Raw genomic sequence first — 26,354 nt, forward strand, 5'->3', positions numbered from 1 at the left:
CGGGCGGCATTTGCGAAAATGTCGTCTCGAACGCCATGCCCGCTTCCCCCCTCTGCTGCGCCGCTTTTCAAGCCCCAGCCTCTGCTGCGCAGCTCTGCGAGTCCCGCACAAGGGGGGAGGAGAAAAACAGCGTGTTGGTCGGTTCGCAGCATGCGAACTGTTGCCACTGTCCGAGCCATTGCGAGAGGGGGTCTGGACGGGACCGGGATTGGCCGGGAAGTGGAAGGCCCTCCAAAACCTTCCTGTCGTCCCTCCCCTCGACTTCTCGACGCCTTGACCCCTCGACCTCACACAGCGCCACGCCGCGACCTCGTAGACCTGCCAACTCTCCTCGCCCTCTTGACCCTCAATCCTCCGCCCCGCGCTACCCTGAACGCCATGAGCGATGCTTCCCCCGCCAGCCCCCAGCCGGGCCAGCCCTTTCCCGACTTCGCCTTGCCGGATGCCCAGGGGCAGACCCACCGTCTGTCCGACTACGCGGGGCGCTACGTGGTGCTGTACGTGTACCCCAAGGATGACACCCCCGGCTGCACCAAGGAAGCCTGCGATTTCCGTGACAACGCGCTGCTCAGGGGCCACGGCGCGGCCATTCTGGGTGTCAGTGCCGATGACGCCGAGAGCCACACAAAATTCGCCGAGAAATACAGCCTGCCCTTTCCGCTGCTCAGCGATGACGGCGCGGCGTTCCTGCGCCAGATCGGCTCGTACGGCACGAAGAACATGTACGGCAAGGTCACCGAGGGCATCAAGCGCCAGACCTTCCTGATTGGCCCGGATGGCGCGCTGGTCAAGAGCTGGCTGGCGGTGAAGGTGGACGGCCACGCCGATCACGTGGCCGCCGCCATTGACAAGGACCGCGCCGCGCGGGGGCCCGCATGAGCGACCTTGAGGCCCTGAAAAAAGAAGCCGCCCTGCGCGCCGTGGCCCTGGTGCAAAGCGGCATGCGAGTGGGCCTGGGCACCGGCAGCACCGCCAAGTACGCCATTGAGGAAATTGGCCGCCAGCTGCAGAGCGGCGAGCTGAGTGGCGTGGTGGGCGTGGCGACCAGCGAGGCCAGCGACGCCCTGGCCCGGCAGGTGGGTATTCCGGTGGAAGCGCTTGACCCCCGTCCGCTGGACATCGCCATTGACGGTGCCGACGAGATTGCGCCCAACCTCGACCTCATCAAGGGGCTGGGTGGCGCCCTGCTGCGCGAGAAGCTGACCGAGGTGCAGGCGCGGCGCTTTATCGTGATCGCCGACCACACCAAGCTGGTGACGCGCATTGGCGAGAAGTCGGCCCTGCCCATCGAGATCGCCCGGTTTGGCTTCCTGAGCACCATCGAGCGCCTGCGTGAGGTGTTGCCCGCTGGCCGCCTGCGCCACAGCGGCGCCCAGCCCTACGTGACGGATAACGGCAACTACATCTTTGATGCCCAGATTCCCGAGGGGCACGACATTGCCGTCCTGGAACGGACCCTGAAGGGCCTGCTGGGCGTGGTGGACACCGGGCTCTTCCTGGGCATGGCCGAGCGGGCGTTCGTGGCGGCGCCGGACGGCGTGACCGAACTTACGCCACAGGGCCGCTAAGGCGCGCCGTGCCTCTGCCTCCCGCCGTGACCGTGCGCCCCATTCAGCCCGGGGACGAGGCGGCGGTAGGGCGCGTGGCCTATCAAACCGGATTTTTCGGCCAGAGCGCCGCGCGGTATTTTCCCGATGCGGCGCTGTTTGCGGCCCTGTGGGTGGGTCCGTACTTCCGGGGCGGTGGCTTCGGTGGCTTCGTGGCGCAGCAGGGCGGCGCGGTGGTGGGCTATGTCCTGGGTTCGCCGTCTCCGGCGCGGTACCGGCGGGCGCTGGCAGGGCTGGTGGTGGAGCGGGCCGGGGATCTGCTGCAAAAGAGTGGGTTCCGGGGCCTGCCATACCTCTGGCGCGCTGCCCGCTGGCCGGCCCCGCACGCCGATGAGCACGCCTTTCCCGCCCATCTGCACCTGAATCTGTTGCCAGAGGTGCGGGGGCAGGGCGTGGGTGAGGCGCTGCTGCACGCCCATCTGCGGGTCCTGGCCGGTGCGGGCGTACCCGGCGTGCAACTGGCCACCACCGCCGAGAACGCAGCGGCCCTGCGGCTGTACGCGCGGCTGGGCTTCACGGTGGCCGCGCGCCGGGTCACGCCCCTGTGGACGCCCTGGCTGGGGCACCCCGCCGAGCACCTGTGCCTGACCCTGGTGCTGGGTGGGGCGGTCGGGGTCGCCCGACCTTAGCCCAGCACCTGCAACTGCCGCTCCAGCGTGGCCGGGTCGTGGGTGGGAAGGTCGCAGGCATGGTTCACGCACAGGTAAGCGGTGCCGTCCCCAGGGCGGCCTTGCACCACCGGCAGGGTGCCGCCCGGTTCGGTCAAGGCCAGGGCAGTAAAGGGCAGGCTAAACCGCGCGGCCACCTGCTCCAGCGGTGCGCGCTCCTCGGGCGTGCCCAGAATCGCCAGTTCGGTGTGCGGGGCGTGCAGGAAGGCTGCCGCCTGCCACAGGCCCCCAAAGCCCCCGGCCGCCGCCAGCATGTCCCCCCGGAACGCCGAGAGCACCCGCCGGGCCCTGGCCTCGCCCGTCTCGTCAGCAAAATAGCGGTGCATCCACAGCCCCAGCAGCGCGCCCGCCGCGTTGTCCGACAGCACGGCGCTGTCAAAGCCAGGCGCGGGGCGGGTCAGCAGGCTCTCGGCCCGCCCGCCCGACGCCAGGAAAACGCCCGCCTCCTCTTCCCAGAAGTCGCGCCCGCAGACGGCCCACAGGTCACGCGCCCAGGTCAGCCAGCGCTCCTCGCCGCTGGCCTGGAACAGGGCGACCAGACCCAGACCCACCAGGGCGTGGTCTTCCATCAAGCCTTCCACCCGTGCTTGTCCGCCGGACCAGACGTGGTAAAGGCCGCCCTCTGGCGCCCGCATCCGCTCGTGCAGAAAGCCGGCCACGCGCTGGGCGATGCTCAGATAGGGACCCTCACCCAGAATGCGCGCGGCGTCCGCAAAAGCGGCCAGCGCCAGTCCATTCCACGAGGTCAGCACCTTATCGTCGGTGCCGGGCTGGGGGCGGCCCTGGCGCAGCAGGAAGAGGCGGGCTTTCAGGCGCTCCAGGTGAGTGCTCAGGCCTTCCTCGCTCTGGCCCCGCTCGGCGGCGAGGTCGGCGACCGGCACCGCCACATACGGCACACTGCGGCGCCCGGCGTCCGGCCGGTGGGGGTCGTGAAAATTGCCGGGGTCGGCAATGCCCAGGTGGCGGCAGAGCAGTTCGGCGTCGGCTTCGTCATTCAGGGCGGCATGCACCTCCGCTGGGGTCCAGGTGAAGGTCAGGCCCTCTACACCGTTCGTATCGGCGTCCTGGGCGCTGTAAAAGCCGCCGCCCGGTGAACGCATCTCGCGCGTCAGGTAGGCCAGGGTGCGCCGCGCGGCGTCCGCGAAAGCCGGATCGCCACTGACCTGAAAGGCCCGCAGCAGCGTGCGGGTCAGCTGCGCGTTGTCGTACAGCATCTTTTCAAAGTGGGGCACCCGCCACTGCCCGTCCACGCTGTAGCGGTGAAACCCGCCGCCCAGTTGATCGTGAATCCCGCCCGCGATCATGCGCCGCAGCGTGTGCAGGGCCATTATGCGGCCGTCCGGGCGGGTCAGCAGGAAGTCCAGCGTGGTGGGGGCCGGGAACTTGGGCGCGCCGCCAAAGCCGCCGTTCGTCTCGTCGAACACCCGGCGCAGGTTGGCCGCCGCGCGCTCCACTTCGTCCGGGCCCACCTCGCTTTCGCCCGCGCGGGGCTGGGTGGCTTCGCGCACATGCTCGGTCAGGGCATGGGCGTTGCCCAGCAGTTTGGGGCGGTCCTCCTGCCACGCCCGCGCCACGCTGGCCATCACGCGCCCAAAGCTGGGCATGCCGTGCCCGTCGCGTGGGGGAAAGTAGGTGCCGGCATAAAAAGGCTCGCCGTCCGGGGTCAGAAAGACGGTCATAGGCCAGCCGCCCTGCCCGGTCATGGCCTGGGTGGCGGCCATGTACACGGCGTCCACGTCGGGGCGCTCCTCACGGTCCACCTTCACGTTCACGAAGTGCGCGTTCATGTAGGCGGCCGTGGTTTCGTCCTCGAAGCTTTCGTGGGCCATCACGTGGCACCAGTGGCAGGTGGCGTAGCCCACCGACAGCAGCACCGGCAGGTCGCGCGCGCGGGCCTCGGCAAAGGCGTCTGGCCCCCAGGGCCACCAGTGCACCGGGTTGTCCGCATGCTGGCGAAGGTACGGACTGCTTTCCTGGGCAAGACGGTTCATGGGGGCAGCGTAGCCTGTGGGGGAGGGGGCCCGGGATGAGGCCACAGGCAGGAGAGGCTTCACGGGAGAGAAGGAAGAGGAGCGGGACGCCTCATGGTTGGAGGGGCCGGACATGGGAGGCGGGCACCCTTTCTGCTCTGGGTAACGCCCGCGACCTCTGGGATTGAGAGGGCTCCCAGGCTCCGGCGCGCCTTCTTCCAGCGAAAGGCAACAGCGGCCTCCCGTCTTCAGCCGCCGCTCTAAGCTCACCCTATGCCGCTGTTCTGCCCACCAGCCACTCCCCTTCGTGTGGGTTTGCGGAGCGCTCTGCTGCTGCTCGCCTTGGGCTCTGTCGCCTCTGCCCAGCGCCTCACGTTGCAGGTGCCGCCCTCGCCCCTGTACCTGAAAGACACCGGGCAGATCACCCTGAGCGCTGTGCTGGAAAACACGGGCCCGCGCCCCGTCACCCTGACCTGCCTGAGCCCGGGCGCCCCCATCCTGCGGGGTGACCTGGGCACATCTGCAGGATGGGCCGGGCAGACCCGCCTCCTTCCCCAGGGGTCGGCCCCCACCTGCACCCGCACTGGACAGGTGCTGACCGTCCCCCCGGGCGCCCGCTACGAATACCACCGCCGCGTGCCTCTGCGCCGCGCCGGGCAGGGCCAGTACCGGGTGGGCTGGAATGTGCGCCCAGCGTCCGGCCGCGCGTGGCTGGTTGCGAACCCGGCCTGGGTGGTGGTTAGCCCTGGCCGCGCTCCCCGGCCCACGCCCACCCCAGAGGCGTACCGCGCGGCCCTGCGCGAAAGCCGCGCCGGGGTGGCGGGCCTGAGCATGGTAGGGCCCCGCCTGCGCGTGACGGTGGTGGACGACCTGTCACGCGCAGCTTTCCTGCAGGCCCTGAAACGCCGCAACCTGGACCCCGCCGCGCTGGACCTGACCGTTCTGCCCCCCGTGACCTTCGGCGCCCGCGCATGGCCCCATCGCGCGGCCCTCACCGTGCGGCGCCAGGGGGAGGGGTACCTGCTGACCCTCATGGTGACTAACCGGGCCGCCCGGCCGCTGACCGGCATGACCGGCCCCTGCCACCCGTTGGCCGTGACCGCGCTGGCAAGTGGCGTGCGCGTGTGGCAGGACGGCCACCGCCCCTGCGCCGACCTGGGCGTGGGGGTGCGGCTGGCGCCCGGCTTCGTCCAGATGGTGACCTTCCGCTGGAACGGCCGCACCAGTCTGGGGGAGCAGGTGCCAGCGGGGCGCTACCGGGTCACGGCGGGCTGGTTCGGCTTCTCGGCCTCGGCGGTGCTGGCGGTGCCGTAGCCGCCTCCCGTACACTGCGCAGTTATGGACTTGAAGGCACAACTCAAGGCAGCGGTGGAAGCGGCGGCCACCCAGATGGGCGCGCCGCTGGACGCCGCCATTCAGGAAACCCCGGCCAACAAGCCCGGCGATTACGGCACCCCCGCCGCTTTTCAGATGGCGAAAATGCTGGGCCAGAACCCCGCCCAGGTGGCGCAGACCCTGGCGCAGACCGTGCAGTTGCCGGCCGGGATCAGCCGCGTGGAGGCCGCCGGGCCCTTCCTGAACTTTTTCGTGGACACGGCCGCCTTTGTGCGCGGCGTGGTGGATGCCCCCTTCGCCATGCCCGCGCAGGGCGGCAAGGTGGTCATTGAGCACACCTCGGTTAACCCCAACAAGGAACTGCATGTGGGCCACCTGCGCAACGTGGTGCTGGGCGACTCCATGGCGCGCATCTTCCGCGCGGCGGGGTTTGCCGTAGAGGTTCAGAACTACATTGACGACACCGGCCGTCAGGCGGCCGAGAGCCTGTTTGCCATGAACCACTACGGCCGCACCTGGGACGGCACGCAGAAGTACGACCACTGGCTGGGCGAAGGCTACGTGCAGCTGAACGCCGATCCCGCCAAGGAGAGCCTGGAAGCGGGCATCCGCGAGGTCATGCACAAGCTGGAAGAAGGCGCGCTGCGCCCGCTGGTGGAGCAGACCGTCAAGGCCCAGCTGGACACCTGTTTCCGCATTGGTGCCACGTACGACCTGCTGGTCTGGGAGTCCGACGTGGTGGGCAGCGGCTTCCTGGCCCAGGCCATGAACATTCTGGAGAGCAGCCGTTACACCTCGCACCCCACTGAGGGCAAGTTTGCCGGCGCCTTCGTGATGGACGTGTCCGAGTTCATGCCGGGCCTGGAAGAACCCAACGTGGTGCTGCGCCGCAGTGACGGCACCGCCATGTACGTGGCCAAGGACATTGGCTACCAGTTCTGGAAGTTTGGCCTCTTTGAAGGCATGAAGTTCAGGCCCTTCATGCAGGACCCGGCCGGCCACACCATCTGGACCAGCGCCCCCGACGGTCAGCCCGACACGGAGAAGCGCTTTGGGCACTGCGACGAGGTCATCAATGTCATTGACTCGCGCCAGAAGCACCCGCAGATGCTGGTCAAAAGCAGCCTGGGCGTGGCCGGGGAACAGGAAAAGGAAGCGCGCTCGATTCACCTGAGCTACGAATTCGTGAACCTGAACGGCCAGACCATCAGCGGGCGCAAGGGCATTACCCTGGCGGTAGACACCGCCCTGGAAGAAGCCAGTGGGCGCGGCTTTGCCGAACTGAGCGACAAGAACCCCGAACTGGCCGGCCGCGCCGACGCGCCAGAAATTGCCCGCCGCATCGGCGTGGGTGCCCTGCGCTTTGCCATGCTGCGCAACGAGCCCAGCCGCTCGTTTGACTTTGATCTTGAAAAGGCCAGCAGCCTCAGTGGCGACACCGCGCCGTACATCCAGTACGCCGCCGTGCGCGCGGCGAACATTCTGCGCAAGGCCCAGGAGGCCGGGTACGCCGTAGACGGCACGGGCGCCAACTGGGACGCGGTGCCCGAGGTGGACCTGATTCTGGCCAAGCAGGTGGCGAAACTTCCGGAAATCGTGGCCCAGGCGGTGCGCCTCCACTCGCCGCACGGGGTGGCGCAGTACGCCCTGGATCTGGCAACCAGCTTCAACGCCTGGTACAACGCCAAGGACAAGCAGGGCAAGCCCGCCACCAACGTGCTGCAGAGCCCCGAAGGGCTGCGCGAGGCCCGTCTGGCGCTGGTGGCCCGTCTGCGCGCGGCCTTTGAAGACACGCTGGGTCTGATTGGGATTGAGATTCCGGCGGCGATGTAAGGAGCGGGAAGCGTGGCGTGTGGAGCGTGGTCCAAGGGCCGCGCTCCACCGCTTTTTGAAAGTGATCAGCTGGGGGAGGGCACCCGGCCTTTCAGCACCTGCTCAATGAATTCGCCTTTACGGTTGGTGTAGACCCGGCGCTGCTCTGGGTGGGCCTGAGCCAGTGTCTGCTTGAGGCGGGCGTAGTCGTCGCGCAGGTCCGCACTCTGGCGCAGTGCATCCCGGAAAGTCAGGTAGGCGTGCCAGTGCGGGTGGCCGGCGCTCAGCACATGGAGGTAGTGGGTGCGGGCCTCGTCGCTGCCCCGGGCAAAAAAGGCTTCCCCCTTGCCCACCGGGTCGCCCATGAACACGTACCCCAGGGTGGCGAGTGGCTGGGCACAGGCGGCCACCCTTTTCTGGTCCGGCACGGCCACCGCGAGGTCCAGCACCGGTTTGGCCACCAGCCCCGGAATGCTGGTGCTGCCGATGTGCTGGATATCGCTGGCAAGAGTCCCCAGCACCCCGGCCACGCGGGCGCGTTCCTGTTCAAACAGCGCCGGGTAGGCCGGTGACCAGGGCCGCAGTTCGACCATGCCCCGTTTGAGTCCAAGGGTCATGGGGGCAGTGGAGGGCGCGGGCGTCGCTGGAAACGGAACGGCGGGGCGGCGACCTTATGTCTGTCTTTCCAGCTCCCTCAGCGTCACCGACCTCAGCCCCTGTGTCTGCATGGCCTGCAGCAGCGCCGGGAGCATAGGCACTGTGACCCGCGCCCCTGGCCCGGCGTCGTGCAGCACCACCACCGCGCCGGGCCGCAGCCGGGGGAGGAGGGCCTGAAGGGTACGGCCCGGAGATGCTCCCTTCTGCCAGTCGCCGCCTTCCACACTCCAGTGGGCGCCGCGCAGCCCTGCCGTCCGCTGCCCCAGAATGGTCGCCAGGGTATAGGCCCCGTGGGGCGGGCGGTGCAGGGTGACCGGCTGCCCCGTCACGGCCGCAATGCGCCGCGCCGCCTCACCGGGGTCCAGAAACGCCGACCACGGCGACCGCACCCAGGCGTGAAGGTGTCGCGCGGCGTGGGCCTGCACCTCGTGGCCCTCGGCCAGCAGGCGCCACACCAGGGCCGGGTGCGCCTCGGCGTGGGGGGCCAGCACGAAGAAGGTGGCGTGCATCCCTGCCGCCTTCAGGGCGTCCAGCACAGCGGGCGTGGTCTGGGGGTCTGGGCCGTCGTCAAAGGTGAGGGCCAGCTGCCCGGGGCGCGGCGGCCCCTCGCGCAGCACCCCCAGATTCAGCCGCTGCACCAGCAGGTAGGGCAGGCCGATGTACCCCAGCAGCAGGGCGCCCCCCCAGGCCAGGGCGCGCCTCATACCCGCCCCAGGCGGCGCAGCAGTTCGGCGGCCACGCGGTCAGCGGCGTCGGGCTGGCTGGCCGCGTGGGCGGCGCGGGACATGCGGGCATGCTCGTCTCCGTCCAGGGCGCGCAGCACGGCCGGGCGCAGTTCGGCCAGCGTGCGGGCCCAGATCGCCGCGCCCCGGCGTTCGAGGTACAGGGCGTTGTATTCCTCCTGGCCAGGAATAGGGGCGTGAATCACCATCGGCACGCCCAGGGTGGTGGCCTCGGCCACGGTCAGCCCGCCGGCTTTGCCCACCACCAGATCGGCGGCGGCCAGCAGTTCGGGAAACGAGGTGGTAAAGCCCAGGCGGTGCAGCGTGGCCCCGCCCAGCTGGGCCACCCCGTGCCCGTCGGCGCCGGCCAGCACCAGCACCTGCACGCGCACCCCCAGGTTCGCCAGTTCGGTCAGCACCCGGCCCTGCGCGCGGTAGCTGCCGGTGCCGCCTGCCGAGAGCAGAATCAGGGGCAACTCTGGGTCCAGGCCGTGTTTGGCCCGCAGCGCCGCCTTGTCGGCCCCGACTAGTTCGCGGTAGATACCCGCAATGGGAATGCCCGTGACCGCCACGCGCTCCGGCGGAATGCGGCAGCCCAGCATCTGCTCGCGCGCCTCCTCACTGGGTACCATCAGCAGGTCGGCTTCAGCGCGGGCCCAGTGCTGGTGCACCCGGTAGTCGGTGACCACCAGCGCGTTCAGGAATTCGGCGCCGGTGCGGCGGCGCACGTTGTCGGCCAGGGCCACGGGCGTGGGGTACGAACTCACCACTGCCTCCGGGCGCACCTCCTGCACGTCGCGGCGCATGGCGCGGTAGCCCAGCCAGCCGAACACCTGCGCGGTGGGCGCCTGTTCGCGGTCGGTCCACTGGTAAAAGGCGCGGTACACCGCCGGCATGTGCCGCACCCACAGGTCGTAGGTGCCCGCCGTGACCGTGCGCTCCACTGGGCTCATGTACTTGAGCAGGTCGGCATGGCGCACCTGTAGCGGTACGCCCCGGGCCCGCAGGGCGGCGTCCAGGGCCCCGTTCGCCTGGTGGTGCCCACTGCCGAACGACGCCGACACGATCAGCGCGCGCAGCGGGTCCCCGGCGGTCACGCGCGCCTCAGCAGGGTCAGGCCCAGGGCCAGAAACGCGATATTCGCCAGCCACACACCCAGTTCAGGGAAAGTGGGAAAAGCCCCCGCCACCGTGAGCCCCACCAGAAACAGCAGGTAATACGCCACGGCCAGCGCCAGCGCCACCCCCAGGCTGACCCCCAGGGTCCGGCCAAAGCGCAGCGCAAATGGCAGCGCCGCCAGCGCCAGTACGAGGTTGGCGAAAGGCAGGGCCAGCTTGCGGTTCAGGCTGAGGCGGGCCTGATGCCGGTCCTCGGGCTTGGCCTCCGGGTCGCGCAGGATGGCGGTCAGCTCGCGCCACCCCTGGGCATCGGCCCCAATGGCGTCGGCGTATTTCGCCAGCGTTTCCTTGCGGCTCAGGCCCGTGTCCACGGTGAGGGAATCGCTGGTCTTTTCCGGCACGATCACGCTGGGAAACACCGCCTGCACCGCCGCGCGAAAGGCCGCCGGGTCGCCTTCGGGCAGCCGGGTAAGTTGCCGGGCCGCCGCGAAATCCACGGCAAAGGTGGCGTAGTCCCGCAGGGTCAGCCGCTGCCCTTCGTAGGTGCCCCGCTCGGCCAGGATGAGGGTGCCGCGCTGGTGGTTGTCCGCCTGCCACTTCTCCACCCGCACGCCCTGCAACTCGCGCGTTACGGCGTCATAGCCGCGCAGGTACAGGGTCAGGCCACCTCCCAGGTCCACCGTTTTGCCTGCCAGCTGCCCCAGCCCGGCGCCGGTCAGCGTGTCCCAGTACAGGCCGCGCGTCTCTACATTGGCGCGTGGCGCCACCCACAGGCTCAGCCACACGCTCAGCGCTGTGACCAGCAGGGCAGTCACCGCCGCTGGCCGCGCCACCCGTCCCAGGCTGATCCCCCCCGACTGCACCGCTACCAGTTCGCGCTCGGTGCTCATGCGGCCAAAAGCCACCACGGTCATCAGCACCACCGCCATGGGGAGCACCTTCACCAGCGTGTCGGGCACCTGATACGCGATCCACTGGCCCACCAGCCCCAGGGGCACGCCCTGCAGCCACTGGCTGGACACGAAAAAATACCCGAAGCACAGAATGGCCGTGAACAGCGCCGTCCCGGCCAGCAGCGGCGGCCACAGCTCGGCGGTGACAAGGCGGGTGAGTCGGGTCATGAGGGGCCTTCGGCCCCGGAAGTGGGGTGTGGGGTGTGGGAAGTGGGAAAAGACAGAAAACCGGCCCCCCTGGTGCGCCTTGCCTGGAAAAAGGGCCTAGGGCTGCGTTGTTTCCACTTCCCACTCACCACTGACCACTTACCCTTTGGCAACGGCAAACAGAATCGTCGCTTCCGCCGCCAGTTCGCCGTCGACCTCGGCGCGGCAGGTGGTCTTGCCCAGGCCCCGGCGCAGGAATTCCAGCTTGGCGTGCAGGTGCAACTGGTCGCCGGGAATCACCTTGCGCTTGAAGCGGGCGCCTTCCACACCAGCCAGGTAGCCCACGGTGCCGGGTTCCAGTTGCCCGTGCAGGCAGAACATGCTGGCCTGCGCCATGGCCTCCACGATCAGCACGCCGGGCATCACGGGTTCCTGAGGGAAGTGCCCCGGAAAGTAGGGCTCGTTCACGCTGACATTTTTCAGCGCGTGTACGGTGCCGCCATCGGCCGAAAGCACCCGGTCCACCAGCACAAAGGGAAAGCGGTGGGGCAGGGTCTGCAGGACCTCTTGAATCAGGATAGGGGACATGAAGCCTCCTTTTGAGCTCTGGGCTCTGGGCCATGAGCCATGGGCAAAAACAGGGGAGAGCGCGCCGGGGCGACCCTCTCCCACCTCATGACCCAGAGCCTCTGGCCCACGGCTGTCTTTTTACCGCCGCAGATAGTTGTCGCTGCTGACCAGACTGTCGCCCAGGACCGGGATCATTTCCAGGGCCATGCCGGTGCCCACGGCCACGGCTTCCACCGCGTTTTCGGCCACCGCCACCGGAATCCCGGTGGTCTGGCGCAGCAGTTCGTCGAAGTTGCGCAGCAGCGAGCCGCCGCCGGTCATCACGATGCCACGGTCAATGATGTCGCTGACCAGTTCGGGGGGGGTGATTTCCAGCACCCGCTTCACGCCTTCCACGATCTTGGTGACAGGCTCCGATAGGGCCTCGACCACATCGGTGCTGTCCAAGCTGATGGTCTTGGGCAGACCGTTCACCAGGTCACGGCCACGCACCTCGGCAGTCAGGTTCTCGGCGTCGTCGAGCAGCATGGCCGCGCCCACCTTCACCTTGATTTCCTCGGCGGTGCGCTCACCAATCAGGACGTTGTGCTTGCGCCGCACGTAGCGGATGATGCTCTCGTCGAACTCGTTGCCTGCCACCCGCATGGATTCAGAGACCACGATGCCGCCCAGCGAGATCACGGCCACGTCGGTGCTGCCCCCGCCGATGTCCACGACCATACTGCCCACCGGCTCGGCGATTTTCAGGCCCGCGCCAATGGCGGCGGCCAGGGGTTCTTCGATCAGGAAGGCACGCTTGGCATTGGAGTTCAGCGCGGCGCGCAGCACGGCGCGTTTTTCCACGTCGCTGACGTTGCTGGGCACGCCCAGCATCAGCTGCGGCTTGAAACCGAACAGCCGACCCGCGCTGCCCTGCACCTTCTGAAGGAACATGGAAATCATCTTCTCGGTCAGGCCCTCGTCGGCAATCACGCCGTCCTTGATGGGCCGCACCGCCACGATGCCGCCGGGGGTGCGCCCAATCATGCGGTACGCCTCTTCCCCCACGGCCTTGACCTGCTTGTTGTCGCGGGCCATGGCAATCACGCTGGGTTCCTGGAGCACCAGGCCCCGGCTCTTGCTGTAAATCAGGAACGTGGCCGTTCCCAGGTCAATTCCGATGTCTTCAGACAGCCTCACTTTGCCTCCGGTACAAACCCCACAATCGTACCACGCACCATGAGGACCGCCTAAAGCGGCGTGAGAAGCGCGTCAACCCGCGCCCCGCGCTTACCCCCGGGGCTTGACATACGCGGCGGCGGCGGCCACGAGGCTGGTGAGCACCATCAGGCTCAGGGCCTGGGCCACGCCGCTCCAGTGGGCCACGCCCAGCCCCTCGGCCAGGGGCCGCACCAGCGCCCCCAGCGAGCGCAGCCACAGCGGCCCGCCCCCGGAAATCGAGCCCAACAGGCCCAGGGTCAGCAGCCCCAGCACGCCGGTCAGGGCAAACAGCAGCAGGCACAGCACCCAGCCCAGCACCCGCCACGCGCGCCCTCTTACGTCTGTCTGTGCCATTGCGTGCCGCCCCCGATCATTGCGGGGCATTGTAAAGGGACAGGGGCCGGGACGTGCGCCCTCCAAGTAGCTCGCTGTTGATCTTTAGATCAACCGAGCGGAGCGAGAAGCGAAAAAAGTGCCTCACCCCGAGAATGGAAACGTTTCTGCGCTGTTCTGAAACGTTGGAATGGGAGGGGTGAGGCACTTAAAAGGAGGGGAACGCTAAACTTCCCCGCGTGACCCTGCCCGCCCGCGTTCGCGTGACCTGCCCGCCGCTGCCTCTGGCCCCTGCCCTGCGCGCCGCCGCCGCGCGCCTGTGTCCCCAGGCCCCCGCCGCCCACCTGACCGCTGCCGCCCTGGCGATTGCCGGCGGCACCGTGATCGGCGCCCACCTGCGCTGGGACGGTGGCGAGGCCGCTGCCGTAGAAACCGGCTGGCGCGGCCGGGGCATTGAAGAGGCACTGGCGGAGGCTGTCGGCCGTAGCGTGTAGGAAACTCGGGCCTGATGGGGTCTCTGGCCCCGATGAATGCGAACCCGAGAGCAAGGCACGACAGCAACCTCACACCAAAGCCTCTGACAGGATGCAGGACCCTCCCGCGTACCGCCCCCTGCGGCCCTCCTCCCTCTTTTCCCCCAATCTCCCTAACGCCCGTTTGGTAGCCTGCACCCATGACCGTCACCGACGCCCCCGGCATGACCTTCGCGCTCAGCGACGACCAGCGCCTGATCGTGCAGCACGTGCGCGACTACGCCCGCGCGGAACTGGCGCCCAAGGCCGCCGAGTATGACCGCAGCGGCGAGTACCCGCGTGAACAGCTGCGCGGGCTGGCCGAGCTGGGCCTGCTGGGCGCCACCGTCCCCGAGCGCTGGGGCGGCGCCGGCCTGGACAGCGTGACCTACGCCCTGTGCCTGGAAGAAATCGCCGCTGCCGATGCCAGCGTGGCCGTGATCGTCTCGGTGCAAAACGGCCTGCCAGAACAGATGATTCTGCGCTACGGCACCGACGAGCAAAAAGTGCGCTACCTGCAGCCCCTGGCGAGTGGCGAGCACATCGGCGCCTTTTGCCTCACCGAGAGCGGGGCGGGCAGCGACGCCGCCAGCCTCCGCATGCAGGCGGTTCGTGACGGCGACCACTGGGTGCTTAGCGGCACCAAGGCCTGGATCACCAGCGGCGGACAGGCCGATACCTATCTGGTGATGGCGCGCACGGGCGGCAGCGGCGCGCGCGGCGTGTCGTGCTTCATTGTGGAGAACGGCACGCCGGGGCTGTCCTTTGGCAAGCCCGAGGAAAAGCTGGGCCTGCATGCCTCGCACACCACCACGGTCACCTTTGAGGATGTGCGCGTGCCCCACGCCAACATGGTGGGCGAGGAAGGCCAGGGGCTGATCATTGCGCTGGCCAGCCTGGACGCCGGGCGCATTGGGATTGCCATGCAGGCCCTGGGCATTGCCCGCGCCGCGCTGGAACATGCCACGCGCTACGCCAACGAGCGCGAGCAGTTTGGCAAGAAGCTGCGTGAATTCGAGGGGGTGTCCTTCAAGATTGCCCGCATGGCCGCGCGCATGGAAAGCGCCCGGCTGGTGGCCCTGAAAGCCGCGTGGCTCAAAGATCAGGGCAAGCCTTACGGCAAGGAAGCCAGCATGGCCAAGCTGCTGGCCAGCGAGGCGGCGGTGGACGGCACCCGGGACGCCATTCAGATTTTCGGCGGCAACGGCTACAGCCGCGAGTACCCCGTCGAGCGCCTGTACCGCGACGCCAAGGTGACCGAAATCTACGAGGGCACCAGCGAGATTCAGCAGCTGGTGATCAGCCGCGCGGTGTTTGCCGAATTGACCTGAGCAGAGGGCGGCCCACTGTCTTCCGGCCCGGGTCTGCCTTACTCGACCCGGGCCGCCCTGTTTCAGGGAGACTGCAGGGCAACGTAAAGAAAGCGCCTCTCACCGCCGGGCCAGCTCAAGCGCGACAATGCCCCGCATGCGCCAATTGCTGTGGGTTCCAGGGACCTTTCTGGTGCTGGCGGTGCTGGTGGACCTGCTGGTGACCTGTATTCAGGCGGGCGAGGGCCGCCTCAACCGCACGGTGCAGCGCACGCTGTACGGCATTCTCAGCGCGCTGGCCCGGGTGCTGCGCCAGCGCTGGCCGCTGGTCTGGAGCACGCCGGTTCTGATCATGGGCACGCTGCTGGTCTGGACGGTGCTGACGTGGCTGGGCTGGACCCTGATCTTCTGGTCGCAGCCGGGCGCGCTGATCCGCTCGGATACCGGGCAGCCAGCGGCCTTCTGGGCCACCTTCTATTTCGTGGGCTACACCCTGAGCACCCTGGGCCTGGGCGAGATCGTGGCGCACGAACCGCTGTGGCGCATTCTGACGGACGTGGCGGCCATTTCTGGCTTTTTCCTACTGACCTTTGCCATCACCTTTATCGTGCCGGTGGCGCAGGCACGCGCCGACCGCCGTGAGCTGGCCCTGGCCTTGCACCGCGCGGGCCCCGGCGCCCAGGGCCTGATTCTCACTGCCCTGGACGACCACGACCGGGGCCTGCACAGCCTGACCGTGGACCTGCACACCGTCCTGAACCGGGTGGACGCCGCGCACCTGAACACGCCCTACTTGCACCGCCTGCACGACCACGAACGCCAGGACGCCCTGGACCTGCACCTGCCGGCCCTGGGCGAGGCGCTGCTGATCCTGCAGGGCGCGCTGCAGGGCGAGTGCCCCCACGGCCTGCGCCGCGCCCTGGCCAGCGTGGACAGCCTGAGCCAGACCTTCCACGCCACCCACGGCGGCGCGCTGCCCCCGCCCCCCCCGTGGCCGGATCTGACCCTGCTGCGCGCGGCGGGCCTGCCCCTGAAAAGCGACAGCGAACTGCGGGCCTTTCTGGATACCCACCGCGACCTGCGCCGCCGCCTGCGCGCCATGAGCGCCGCTGGTCTATGGACCTGGGACGAGGTGGCCCAGCCTGCCAAAGACATTTGAGGGTGATTGGGGGGAAGGGCCGTGAAGTGACCTCAAACCCATAGGGAACGAAGAGGGGAGGTGGTGGGGAAAGTGCAGCTCGATGCTCCCGCTCAGGACTGAGGCGCTCCTCGCCCCGCCGTTCTAGGGCTTCACCCGCTCTGGGGATGAGCTGCCTATCCGCGCTGGGATCTTGAGCCCAGCCGAAAAACGCTCTTCGGGTACAAGCGCATGTCCATGTCCAGCTTCGCCCCTACCGTCACTCCGACGCGGGGCCTTCCTGCTCACTCCCTGGTTCATCGGGGGTCTGGGTGCCCGCCAGCCGCTCGGCCAGCAGGTGCTCGAAGACCTGGAGTACATGGGGCGCTTCTTCCTCGGCCAGCAAGGGATCGTGTTCGCTGCCGAGCAGCTCATCGGCCCCCTGCAGCGGCAGCACGCGCAGGGCCGCTTCCACTACGGCCGGGTCAAACTGCCGCCCGGCCTGCGCCTGCAGTTCTTCCAGCGATTGCTCGACTGTCCAGGCCAGCTTGTAGGGCCGGGCCTGCGTCAGGGCGTCAAAAACATCGGCCACGGCCACAATGCGCCCGGTCAGGGGAATGGCCTCGCCGCGCAGGCCCAGTGGGTAACCGCTGCCGTCCCAGCGTTCGTGGTGCGACCGGGCAATCTCCTCGGCCATCTGCAGCAGCGCGGAGCGGCCACCCGACAGAATCCGGCCACCAATCAGGGGGTGCTGCTGCATCTGGGCAAATTCTTCCGGGGTCAGGCGGCTCCGTTTGAGCAGAATGCGGTCGGGAATACCGATCTTGCCCACGTCGTGCAGGCGCGCCGCCACCCCCAGCATGCTGGCCTGCGCCTGGGGCCAGCCCAGCGCCCGGGCAATGCGGGCGGCGGCGCGGCCCACCCGGCGCGTGTGCTCGCCGGTGGTGTCGTCGCGGTACTCGGCCGCCACGGCCAGGCGCGTGACCACCTCGTGCTGGGCGCGGGCCAGTTCGGCGGTGCGTTCACGCACCTGCTGCTCGGCCGCTTCCTGCGCCTCCTGGGCCATGGCGGTCCGCAACTGGTACAGCCGCGCGTCCTGCTGAGCCCGTTCCACCTCAAACTGAATGGCCAGCTGGCGGGTTTGCCGCTCGCGGTCGGTGTCAAAGCGTTGCCGCTCCAACTGGCGCAGGGTATGCGCGCAGGCCAGCGCGCGCTGCAGGTCGCCGCGCTCCTCGTAGAGCGCCATCAGCGCCTCGGCCGCCTCGATCTGCTGTTTGGGAAAGCCCGCTTGAATGGCCAGCTTCTCGGCCTGCCGCAGATCGGCTTCGGCGGCGTCCAGGCGCCCCGCGCGCAGCTGCAGCCGGCCCAGGTTCAGCCGCGCTTCCACCTCCCCCTGCGCCGAGCCCACCTGCAAGGCCAGTTGCAGCGAGCCTGTAAAAAACACCTGTGCCTGTGCCAGTTCGCCCGTCCGTTCATGCAGGGTGCCCAGTGAGTCCAGCGCGCTCAGCTCGCCCAGCGGAAACCCGATGGTCCGGCTTTCGGTCAGGGCCTGTTGGAGATGCGTGCCGGCCTCATCCAGCGCCCCCACTTCCAGGGCAAAGACCCCCAGGTTCAGCGTGACCAGGGCGCGCTGCTGCGGGGTATTGACCTCTTGCAGCGAGTGATAGGCCGCGCGCATCACCTCGTAGGCCAGCTGGTGATCGCCGCACATGGAATGCACCTGCGCCAGGTTGCTCAGAATGGGCGTTTCCAGCGCCGAGGGCCCCGGCAGGCTCTTGGCCAGCTGGTAGGCCCGGTTGAGCTGTTCCAGGGCTTCTTTGTACTGCCCCAGCTGGCTTTGCTGCGCGGCGATGTTGGTCAGGCACTGCACCTGCCCGGTGACGTCGCCCAGGCGGGTGTTGATGTCCAGCGCTGTGTGCAGATGCTGCAGCGCCTGTCCCGATTCGCCCCGGTGATGGCTGACCGCCGCCAGCTGGTTCAGGGCCGTGGCCTCCAGGTCGAGCGCGGGCAGGCGCGTGGCCAGCGCCCGGGTCTGGTCCAGCGCCCCCTGCGCGTCATCGAACTGGCTGGTGGCCAGAAAGATGCGCCCCAGCAGCAGCCACGCTTCGGCCGCTGCCCGGTGCGGGGGCCGGTTCTCGAAGAAGGCGGTGGCGCGGCGCAGGCAGTCGGCCGCCCCGGGCAGGTCGCCGGTGGCGTACAGAGCGCGGCCCTGCCAGAACGCCCAGCGCCCCGCCTCGACTTCGGGCGGGCGGTCGCCGCGCTTCAGCAGCTCCAGCGCCGCCGCTGGGTCCGTATCCAGAAGCGTTTCCACAGGATGAGGCGCCGGCAGGCCCGGTGCCGTGTGGCGCACAGGCAACGTCACGGGCTCTAGAACCGGATGACGCTTTTCAGGAAGGCCGGCAGGTCCAGGCGGCCCTTGATGCCCAGGCGGTTCTTGTATTCGCTGTTGGCGCCGTCGCTGTACACATTGAACGCCGACTCGGCCATCTTCTGGCTGACCTCTTTGGCCGGCACGGTGAGAGGCTGGCCCAGCGCCAGGGCCAAGCCGCCCGCCGCCATGGGCGCCGCCATAGAGGTGCCGCTCCAGGCCGCTACGCGGCCGTCTGGGGCAGGCGCGGCCACGTTCTCGCCGGGGGCCACCATCTCCAGGCTCTCGGCATAGTTGGAGAAGCTGGATTTCAGGTCGCGCAAGTCCACGCTGCCCACGCTCAGCAGGTTGTCGCCCAGAACGCCTTTCATCTCGGCGAGGCTGGCGGGCGAGGTGATGCGGCTCATGTTGTCGTTGCCTGCCGAGGACACCACCAGCACGCCCTGTTCAGCCACGCGGCGCACGGCGTCCTGGACGGCCGGGGAGTTCTGGGTGCTGCCCAGACTCAGGTTGATGACCTGCGCGCCCTGCTGCGCCGCGTAGGTGATGGCCTGCGCCACCATCGCCACATCGCCGGAGCCGTCCGGGCCCAGGACACGCAGCGGCAGAATCTGCGCGCGCGGGGCGATCTGCAGCACGATTCCAGCCACGTTGGTGCCGTGCCCGTAGGCGCCCTGTCCCAGCACGCCTTCTTCCTGTGGCGTGGCGTCTCCACCGTAGAAATCCCGCCACGTGCCCGGGGCCGTCAGGGCCCCTGCAAAGGCTGGATGAACCAGATCAATGCCGGTGTCAATCACGGCCACCGTTACGCCGGCACCCAGATTCGGGGCCAGGCGGTGGGCGGTTTCCAGGCCAATTTTCTGCCACAGGGCGGTGTTCTCGGGCAGTGGCGCGTAGGTGCCCCCGGACCAGATGCTGCGCGAGCCGCCGGACCACACGTACACGCTGCCGCCGGACCACACGGTCACGGCGCCGTTCATCCTGGCGCTCAGGCCGCCGCCCCCGCCGAAGACGTCGCGGTTGGGTTCGATCCGGGCCGGGCGGCCCCCCAGGGCGCGCAGGCCCTGCACGGCAGGCGTGTTCAGGCCCACCAGAGCGGTGCAGTCTTCGCCCTCGCAATCGGCACTGGGCCACGACAGCACGGTGCCGCCCACCTTCTGGGCCAGTTGCGCTGGGGTATCGCCGGGGAAGACGGCCACCTGGGCCACGGTGTCGTAGCGGGGAACCTGGGTGGTGGGCGTGGCAGGGCCAGTCGCGCAGCCCGTCAGCAGGGCCACGGTCACGCCAAGCAGAGAAAGGGGACGGTTCATTCGCGGCCTCCTGGCCAGGACAGGGAAAAGGAAGAGGGCAACACTCGACAACGCCCTCTCATTCTGAGCTGCGGGCGGCACCCTTGCCTATCCCACGCCGGGTGAACGGGTTGGCGCTGTTTGCAGGGTTTTGCACAGAAAAGAGGAGAAAACGGCCAGTTTACGCCCTGCTGCCTTACAACTGCCAAGGTTTCGGCTGTTTCCTTAATCTTTAAACAACGGATGCCCCCGCTGGGTGGTGTGGCGCCGGATCAGTTCGTCACGCGCAATGACCGCCAGACGAGGCACGTGTGCCTTCTCGGGGTCCGAGACCCCGTAGGCCCGGCGCAGGGTACGCGACCACCACGTCAGACGGCGGCGGTGCGCGGGCGGCAGGTCAAGGACTGTGAAGCCGTACAGGGCCAGCACATCGGCAAAGATGCTGATGCTGAAGACGGCTGGCCGTGCGCGGCATTCGGGGTCGTCGCGCACGGTGGCCGCCAGATCCCGGATGGAGTGCGTGACGATGCGCCGCCCCGCCACCGGCCGCTCGGCCAGTTCGACGAGGCGGGCGCTGTCCAGGTGAAACTCGGTGAGGCGCTCGCCGTGCCGGATGGTGAGGCCCTCCGGCAAGGCCGGGTGCGGCACCGTCACGTCGGCCAGGGGGTAGGGCGCCGCGCCCACCCGGAAGAGGCTGCTGGCATGTCCGCCAATGCGGTGAATGCCTCCTACGCGGTCATACAGCACGTCCACCGCTTGCAGAGCGGTGGCGGGCAGGTCCCGCCAGTTCTCAGGCCGCACGCCCCGCAACCCGTCCAAGCCCCGAACCTCGTAGCCGCGCGCCTGAAGGTCGGCCAGTAGCGGGGGCAGGTGTAGCGCTGCCGGATCGGTGCCGGACCGTTCCAGCAGCGCGCCGGGGCGCCGGCCGCGCAGTGGCCCGCCCCACGCACCGCTCGGCTGGCCCACCACGGGTGTGAGGCCGCTCCAGCGCCCAGCCAGGGTGGCGGCCACCCGGCTGACCCCGGGACCGGGGGCGAAGAGGGTGGGGGGCGTGCCCAGCAGGGCCGCGAAGTCGTGGCGGGCCACCCGCACCTGCCGGGCCAGCGCCCACGGACCAGTCCACGGCCCCGGTCCCACCAGGGGCAACACCGTGTGCCCTTCTCGGCCTGCCTGCTGGACCAGGGCCGGATGGGCGCGGGCGGCCGCCTCGTCAAAGAGGAAGGTCGCGGTGGCGCCCGCTGCCTGGAGCGCGTCCAGCAGCGCCGGCGTTACCTGGGGGTCCGGGCCGCCGCGCAGCAGCAGCCCCACCCCCGGCTGGGCACTGCGGGCCCGGCGCACGGTGCCCAGCCCGGCCCAGCGCGTGGCCTGCTCGGCGGCCCAGGCGACGCCGCCCAGGGCCGTCCCCAGCGCCAGCACCTGCCGCCATGGCCTGTTCACAGCGGCCACTGTAGCAGCCTGCCCCGCGCGGGGCGGCAGGGCCACGGTCCCTTCAGGGCATGGGCACCAGGGTGTCGTGCCACAGGGCGCGCCGGGCCTGCTCTCCTGCGGTGGTCAGGGTCAGCCCCGAGAGGGACAAGCCCGCCACCTGCGGCGCCTGGGCGGTGTAGGCCGGCCAGTCTGGACCGGGTCGGCCACTATGCACAAACGCCGCCCACGCGGCCTGCATCTGGCGGGCCAGGGCGGTGCGGCGCCCGGCCTCGCCCCCGCGCAGCAGCCCCGAAGCGTGGCCCAGCGGGCGCGGCCACAGAAACAGCAGGTCCATCCCGTGCGTGGCCCCCAGCCCAAACAGGCGCGTGCCCCAGTCAAAGCGGTAGCGGTACACCGGGGCCTCTGGCGGATGGGCCCCCAGCAGGGCGTCGTTGCCTACGTGAAAAAACAAATCGGTGCCCAGGGCCACCAGACCGTCCGGGGTGTCCGGGTACTGGGCCAGCACCGCGCGCACCTGCCCCGGTGCCAAGTGGGGCACCATCACCCGGGTCAGCAGGGCGCGGTCGGTGCGCGGAAAGATACGGTCGGGCACCTTTACGAACAGGGAATAGTCCTCGCGGGCGGCGCCCAGCAGCAGTGGCACGGAGGCCGCCGGGGCCGACAGCAGGGCCTCTGGGCCGCCCGGCAGCACACGGCCGTCCAGAAAGGGCCGGGAATTCAGGCGCCGGGGCCGCACCTGTTCCAGGCGGTGCAGCGCCCGCACGAAGGCCTCCGGCGGCAGGGTGAGCAGCCGGTCCACGGTGCGCGGGCCCACGCCCAGCACGTCGGCATAGGCCTGCGCCAGCGAAAGGCTGTTGTCCCAGGGGCTCACCTGATTCAGCGTGCCGCTTTGCACGATGGCCCCGGCCATCAAGGGGGCCGCCTGGGGATCGCGCAGCATCAGCGCCGCCGCCACGGCCCCCGCCGATTGCCCCCCCACCGTGATGCGCGCCGGATCCCCGCCAAAGGCCGCGATGTTGGCCGCCACCCAGCGCAGGGCCTCCACCTGATCCTGGTAGCCAGGATTGGGGGTGAAGCGCTCGTCCCCGAACAGGCCCCCGAAGTTGGCGTACCCCAGCGGCCCCAGGCGCGAATTGACCGTGACCACCACCACGCCGTGCCGCGCGGCATATTCGCGCCCGTCGTACAGGCGCCCGCTGCCCGCGCGAAAGGCCCCGCCGTGCAGCCACAGCAGCACCGGGTGGCCGTGGCCTTCTGGCGGCGCCCAGATATTCAGAGCCAGACTGCCCTCGGCGGGCCGGGCCAGTGTGACCGAGGGGTCCAGGGGCTGCAGCACGTCCGGGGCAGGGGCCCGCGCGTCCCGCACCCCTGTCCAGCCCGGGTGCGGCCTGGGCGGCGCGAAGCGCAGCGCGCCACAGGCGGGCGCGGCGTAGGGCACGCCCAGCCACGCGCGGGCGTGCCGGCCACCGTCCGCCGTCAGCGGTTGGCCTCGCAGCGCACCGTCGGCGGTATGCACGATCAGCGAAGCCACGGCTCAGAGTTCCTCAAAATATTCGCTGTCCACGCGGCGCAGGTGGTAGGTTTCACGCGTCAGCACGCCCACCCCATATTCGATCATGAGCTGGGCCAGGGTTTCGCCGTCAATCAGGATGATGTTGCCGATCTGCTGCGCAGTGCGCCGCGCACCGTCGCTGAAGCTGGATGTGGTCAGGAACACGCCTTTTGACGCCTTATGAAAGGTCAGGCTTCCAGAAAAGCCTCTGATTTCTGGGCTGTGCACGGCATTCTGCCACCGCTTGGCCTGAAGGTAGATGCGGTCCAGGCCCAGGGGGTCTTGCTTGACCAGCCCGTCAATGCCGTTGTCTCCGCTGCGGCCCAGTGCCTGACCCGCATCCCGCACACTCCCGCCGTACCCCATCGCCACCAGAAGCTCAACGACCAGGCGCTCGAACTGGCTGGGGCTCAGCTGCGTCACCTGCGCCAGGAGTTCTGTACTCAGGGCGCTGTTCAACTCGGTCGCCAGAGCCGCCATCCGCTCTTCTGGCGACAGGGCCGGCTCACTGAGCTCTGGCCTGTCATCCGCGCCATCCGGCGGCGGCGCTCCCTGAAATGCCATGAATTCGGGGAAAGCGAAGAGCATTTTGGTGCTGATCTGCTCGGGATGCTGCAAGAGGAGATCGCGCCCGCGTGCCGTGATCTGGACGGTTCCGCGCTGCGGGCTGGACAGCGCCCCGGCTTTCAGCAGGTACGTTTTCGCCCAGCCAATCCGGTTCTTGTAGGTCGGCTGCCGGCCACTGGGGAGCATGGTCGCCAGATCCGTGTCGCTGAGGGTGAATTCATCGGCCAGGAGGTGGTAAACCTCTGGCATGGGGCGCGGCTCACCGTCGCTCAGCAGAACCAGCAAGGGCCGCATAAAGGTCTGGTAGTCGGGGATGGGCACACCTCACCCTATGTCAAGGCGTGCAGGTTGGGGGGCCCAGGCGGAGTTCTATGGATTTTCATACGCCCTGAAGGCGGCCAGTGGCCATGTCAACCGGCGTGGGCACGGCTGACCTGAGCAGGTGGAACCGGCCCGCGCCCAGGATATGCTGACCGGCGGCTCAATTCACCCAACCTCCCCCTTCCGTTCTGCGCTTTGCCCCGAGGTGTTCATGCCCACGTCCCGAACCATCCGCGCTGGCCTGCTGGCGCTGCTGGGCGGCGGTTTGTTGCTGCCTGCCGCCGGCCAGAGTCCCGCCCCCGACCCCGCACTGCTGCGCGCCGCCGCCACCCTGTACGCCACTGCCCAGGTGGGCGCTGTGGTCCGCGACTGGTGCCTGAAGGTGGCCCCGGCCCAGCGCGCCACGACCGAACAGGGCTACGCCGCGTGGCGCGCCGCCGCTGGATTGCCGGGGATTGAAGCGTACCTGCAGCGCCACGCCGCCGCGCAATTGCCCGCGCTGCGCGCCCCGGCCGAAGAACGCCGCGCCCAGCTGTACGCCGAACTGGACCGGGCCAGCCAGAACCCGGCCGCCGAATGCCGCACCATTCAGGCGCACCTGACCGAGCAGGTGAATCTGGCCGCCCTGAACCCGCAGGAGTACGCGCTGACCCAGGCGCTGCGGCGGGGCCCAGCGGCGCCCGTCACCCCACCCCCGGCCGCGTCTTCTGCCCCGGGCGACGGGGGACCCTTTATCACAGGTACCACTTTCAGTCCCCTGGCCCGCTCTGGGGTGCAGGCGCTGCTGGGAAAGGCGGGTGGGCAGCCCCCTTACCGGGGAGGCGGGCCCCTGAAAACCGGCGCCTACAGCTGCGTGATGCAGCAGACGAACGATTTCGAGACCCTGCTGTCGCTGACCAGTTACACCCTGACCCTGTACGGCGACCAGGGCGTGCGGGTGACCAACCAGCAATACCGGGGCCAGAGCAGCGCCACCGTGTCCCCCCTGGAGAACCTGGAGGGCACCTACCGCTATCAGCCCGCCACAGGCGAGCTCTCGGCCCAGGCCGACTTTGCCAATGATGACCTGACGGAACTGCTGGGCGCCAATGGCCGCTACGACGGCGTGGGCGAAGACGAGCCGCTGTACAACATCTTTCGCGTGCTGACCGACCGCAGCGGCACCCCCATGATTTACGGCCAGCAGGCGTACGGCTACCGCGACGGCCGCGTGACGGTGTGCCGCTACGCGGGCGCCGCCCAGGGCACCTCACCTGTGGCCCAGGCCCGGCAGGCGGCGCAGGCCGAGGCCGAGCGGCTGAACCGCTACCGCCTGAAGCCCAATGCCGGCCCCACCCTGGCCCAGATTGAGGGGCTGCTGCACACCTACGAGAACGAGTACGTGGGCATCAACGTACTTGGCCGCGAGACCACCATTCTGCTGCTGAAAGACGGCACGGCCTACCTGAACCTGCGCTGGAGCCCCAACGATCTGGACGTGGCGGCCTCGCGCAGGGGCGAGCCAAAGGCCTGGACCAAGTGGCGCCGGCGGGGCGGCGGCTACGAACTGCTGGAAGGCGGGCGCTGGGTGCCCAGCAAAGGCACGCTGGGCCATGCGGCCAGCAAGAACGAGGTCATCAGCGGCAGCTACCGCTTTTTCAGTGCGTACACTTCTGGCACCCTGATGAACGGGGCCACCGCGTCCAGCGAGGACACCTACCGCTTTGGCCCAGGCCAGCAGTTCACCCGCCTGGGCCGCAGCGGAGTGGTCGGCACCCTGGATACGGGCGCGGCAGTGACCACAGGCGCGGCCAGCGGGCCCTCCACCCAGGCAGGGGGCACGTACACCTTCAGCGGCTACACGCTGGAACTGAAGTCCGGCCGTGGCCAGATCACCCGCACGTACGCGTTCTACTGGACCAAAGACAAAAAGAAGCTGAACATTGGCGGCACGACCTACACCCGCCAGTAAAAGAGTGTCCGGCAAGGTCCCGGGTGGGGCGCCGCAGGGTGGCCCCACTGCCCCGGGTGCACGGGGGCGCTCCTCCCGTGTCTGCCCCCGTGATTCCCGTCATTTCCTGACCACAATGCCCCCTAGGCTGAGCGCGTGACCGCCGAGACCTTTTACCGCTACCTGATGCAAGCCCGCCGCGCGCTGTGGGCAAGTCTTCGTTCCGTGCCAGACGAGGTGCTGTCCAGGGCCGTGATTCCGGCGCAGGGCGCGCGGTGTATCAAGGATCTCGTGATGCACATTCCCGTGGTCGAGGACGGCTGGTTCCGGGGCGACCTGCTGGGCCAGCCGTTTGTGCTGGCGTCATTCGGCGTGAGCGACCCCACCTCGCCCGACGAGTACTGGCATCACGAGCACCGCTCCCTGGACTGGCTGTTGGCCTACTGGGAAGCGGTCGAGACAGACACCCTGGCCCGCTGGCCGGCCCTGCTGGAGCAGGCCGCGCTGAACCGGCGGATTCCAGTGGATGAAAGCCGCCCCGAAACCATTTCCGCTGACGAGGTGCTGTGGCATGTCATGCAGCACGAGGTGCGCCACACGGCCCAGATTGCGCTGCTGCTGCGCCTGCTGGGGCACCAGCCGCCCGCCCTGGATCTGGTGTTCTGCGCTGCGCAGCGCCCAGCAGAGGGCCAGGACCGGCCCTGACCCAAGCGGGTCAGATCAGCCGAGCGGTGGCGACTGGCTCCACCCTGGGGCGGACCTTCGGCCCTTACATCCCGTTGACGCCGCTGTTTCTCGCCGCAGAGGCGTGGAGGGATGCTCAACCACGGCCCCGGCTGCCGCTCTGACGCAGGGGCACGGCAGCCAC

The 26,354-nt window shown here is 69.1% G+C and carries 23 protein-coding genes; 10 read left to right on the forward strand and 13 right to left on the reverse strand.

The features are described 5' to 3' along the window. The first annotated feature begins 378 nt into the window (after positions 1–378). Genes KMW22_RS12705 through KMW22_RS12715 form a run of 3 tightly spaced genes read left to right on the forward strand, consistent with a single transcriptional unit; the run spans position 379 to position 2,236 of the window. Positions 379–879, forward strand: coding sequence for a peroxiredoxin (locus KMW22_RS12705; RefSeq protein ID WP_221090415.1), 501 nt, complete (start codon positions 379–381; stop codon positions 877–879). Next, complete coding sequence (gene rpiA, locus KMW22_RS12710; RefSeq protein ID WP_221090416.1) at positions 876–1,568, forward strand: ribose 5-phosphate isomerase A; 693 nt, start codon at positions 876–878, stop codon at positions 1,566–1,568. The genes KMW22_RS12705 and rpiA overlap by 4 nt, the downstream gene beginning before the upstream one ends. Before the next feature lie 8 nt (positions 1,569–1,576). After that, the gene (locus KMW22_RS12715; protein ID WP_328774689.1) at positions 1,577–2,236 is read left to right on the forward strand and encodes a GNAT family N-acetyltransferase; all 660 of its coding nucleotides are present in this window, start codon (positions 1,577–1,579) and stop codon (positions 2,234–2,236) included. On the opposite strand, the gene KMW22_RS12720 is transcribed toward KMW22_RS12715, so the two are convergent. Further along, positions 2,233–4,266 (reverse strand): thioredoxin domain-containing protein, encoded by a 2,034-nt coding sequence (locus tag KMW22_RS12720; RefSeq protein ID WP_221090417.1) that lies wholly within the window; start codon positions 4,264–4,266, stop codon positions 2,233–2,235. The two genes, KMW22_RS12715 and KMW22_RS12720, sit on opposite strands and share 4 nt — an antisense overlap. Positions 4,267–4,560: 294 nt before the next feature. Between KMW22_RS12720 and KMW22_RS12725 the strand changes: the two genes are divergently transcribed. Both KMW22_RS12725 and KMW22_RS12730 read left to right on the forward strand, forming a co-directional pair. Next, positions 4,561–5,559 (forward strand): hypothetical protein, encoded by a 999-nt coding sequence (locus KMW22_RS12725; RefSeq protein ID WP_221090418.1) that lies wholly within the window; start codon positions 4,561–4,563, stop codon positions 5,557–5,559. Between the two features lie 24 nt (positions 5,560–5,583). Beyond that, positions 5,584–7,413: an arginine--tRNA ligase gene (locus KMW22_RS12730; RefSeq protein WP_221090419.1), complete on the forward strand. Its 1,830-nt coding sequence runs from the start codon at positions 5,584–5,586 to the stop codon at positions 7,411–7,413. A 65-nt stretch (positions 7,414–7,478) separates the two neighbouring features. Here the strand turns inward: KMW22_RS12730 and KMW22_RS12735 are convergent, their stop codons facing one another. The 7 genes from KMW22_RS12735 to KMW22_RS12765 all read right to left on the reverse strand — a co-directional run bounded on the left by KMW22_RS12735 (position 7,479) and on the right by KMW22_RS12765 (position 13,113). Next, positions 7,479–8,009 (reverse strand): GrpB family protein, encoded by a 531-nt coding sequence (locus KMW22_RS12735; protein WP_221090420.1) that lies wholly within the window; start codon positions 8,007–8,009, stop codon positions 7,479–7,481. Between the two features lie 54 nt (positions 8,010–8,063). Next, entirely contained in the window at positions 8,064–8,753 is a 690-nt protein-coding gene (locus KMW22_RS12740) for a polysaccharide deacetylase family protein (RefSeq protein ID WP_221090421.1), read from the reverse strand. Then, positions 8,750–9,868, reverse strand: a complete 1,119-nt coding sequence (locus KMW22_RS12745; protein ID WP_328774690.1) for an MGDG synthase family glycosyltransferase — start codon at positions 9,866–9,868, stop codon at positions 8,750–8,752. The genes KMW22_RS12740 and KMW22_RS12745 overlap by 4 nt, the downstream gene beginning before the upstream one ends. Continuing rightward, positions 9,865–11,010 (reverse strand): LptF/LptG family permease, encoded by a 1,146-nt coding sequence (locus KMW22_RS12750; protein ID WP_221090422.1) that lies wholly within the window; start codon positions 11,008–11,010, stop codon positions 9,865–9,867. The genes KMW22_RS12745 and KMW22_RS12750 overlap by 4 nt, the downstream gene beginning before the upstream one ends. Positions 11,011–11,148: 138 nt before the next feature. Then, on the reverse strand, positions 11,149–11,577 hold the full coding sequence (gene fabZ, locus KMW22_RS12755; protein WP_221090423.1) for a 3-hydroxyacyl-ACP dehydratase FabZ: 429 nt from the start codon (positions 11,575–11,577) through the stop codon (positions 11,149–11,151). Between the two features lie 120 nt (positions 11,578–11,697). Beyond that, on the reverse strand, positions 11,698–12,738 hold the full coding sequence (gene mreB / locus KMW22_RS12760; RefSeq protein ID WP_107136290.1) for a rod shape-determining protein: 1,041 nt from the start codon (positions 12,736–12,738) through the stop codon (positions 11,698–11,700). 90 nt (positions 12,739–12,828) lie between these two features. After that, positions 12,829–13,113, reverse strand: coding sequence for a hypothetical protein (locus tag KMW22_RS12765; protein ID WP_221090424.1), 285 nt, complete (start codon positions 13,111–13,113; stop codon positions 12,829–12,831). A gap of 218 nt (positions 13,114–13,331) precedes the next feature. On the opposite strand from KMW22_RS12765, the gene KMW22_RS12770 reads away from it, so the two are divergent. From KMW22_RS12770 to KMW22_RS19565, 3 genes are all read left to right on the forward strand, one after another. After that, positions 13,332–13,586, forward strand: coding sequence for a hypothetical protein (locus tag KMW22_RS12770; protein WP_221090425.1), 255 nt, complete (start codon positions 13,332–13,334; stop codon positions 13,584–13,586). Between the two features lie 179 nt (positions 13,587–13,765). Next, on the forward strand, positions 13,766–14,935 hold the full coding sequence (locus KMW22_RS12775; protein WP_328774691.1) for an acyl-CoA dehydrogenase: 1,170 nt from the start codon (positions 13,766–13,768) through the stop codon (positions 14,933–14,935). Positions 14,936–15,071: 136 nt separating this feature from the next. Then, positions 15,072–16,073 (forward strand): potassium channel family protein, encoded by a 1,002-nt coding sequence (locus KMW22_RS19565; protein ID WP_221090426.1) that lies wholly within the window; start codon positions 15,072–15,074, stop codon positions 16,071–16,073. A 238-nt stretch (positions 16,074–16,311) separates the two neighbouring features. On the opposite strand, the gene KMW22_RS12785 is transcribed toward KMW22_RS19565, so the two are convergent. The 5 genes from KMW22_RS12785 to KMW22_RS12805 form a co-directional block, all read right to left on the reverse strand. After that, complete coding sequence (locus tag KMW22_RS12785; protein ID WP_221090427.1) at positions 16,312–18,342, reverse strand: HD domain-containing phosphohydrolase; 2,031 nt, start codon at positions 18,340–18,342, stop codon at positions 16,312–16,314. Positions 18,343–18,398: 56 nt separating this feature from the next. Beyond that, positions 18,399–19,709, reverse strand: a complete 1,311-nt coding sequence (locus KMW22_RS12790) for a S8 family serine peptidase (protein ID WP_221090428.1) — start codon at positions 19,707–19,709, stop codon at positions 18,399–18,401. 204 nt (positions 19,710–19,913) lie between these two features. Further along, on the reverse strand, positions 19,914–21,125 hold the full coding sequence (locus KMW22_RS12795) for a YkoP family protein (RefSeq protein ID WP_221090429.1): 1,212 nt from the start codon (positions 21,123–21,125) through the stop codon (positions 19,914–19,916). A 52-nt stretch (positions 21,126–21,177) separates the two neighbouring features. Next, the gene (locus KMW22_RS12800; protein WP_221090430.1) at positions 21,178–22,647 is read right to left on the reverse strand and encodes a carboxylesterase/lipase family protein; all 1,470 of its coding nucleotides are present in this window, start codon (positions 22,645–22,647) and stop codon (positions 21,178–21,180) included. Between the two features lie 3 nt (positions 22,648–22,650). Continuing rightward, on the reverse strand, positions 22,651–23,556 hold the full coding sequence (locus tag KMW22_RS12805; RefSeq protein ID WP_221090431.1) for a restriction endonuclease: 906 nt from the start codon (positions 23,554–23,556) through the stop codon (positions 22,651–22,653). A gap of 211 nt (positions 23,557–23,767) precedes the next feature. Here KMW22_RS12805 and KMW22_RS12810 point away from each other — a divergent pair, with 211 nt between their 5' ends. After that, positions 23,768–25,507 carry a hypothetical protein gene (locus KMW22_RS12810; protein ID WP_221090432.1) on the forward strand — a complete coding sequence of 580 codons (1,740 nt, stop codon included), beginning with the start codon at positions 23,768–23,770 and terminating at the stop codon, positions 25,505–25,507. A 135-nt stretch (positions 25,508–25,642) separates the two neighbouring features. Beyond that, positions 25,643–26,191, forward strand: coding sequence for a DinB family protein (locus KMW22_RS12815; protein WP_221090433.1), 549 nt, complete (start codon positions 25,643–25,645; stop codon positions 26,189–26,191). Positions 26,192–26,354 lie beyond the last annotated feature (163 nt).

This window comes from Deinococcus aquaedulcis, assembly GCF_019693445.1.
Classification (GTDB): Bacteria; Deinococcota; Deinococci; order Deinococcales; family Deinococcaceae; genus Deinococcus; species Deinococcus aquaedulcis.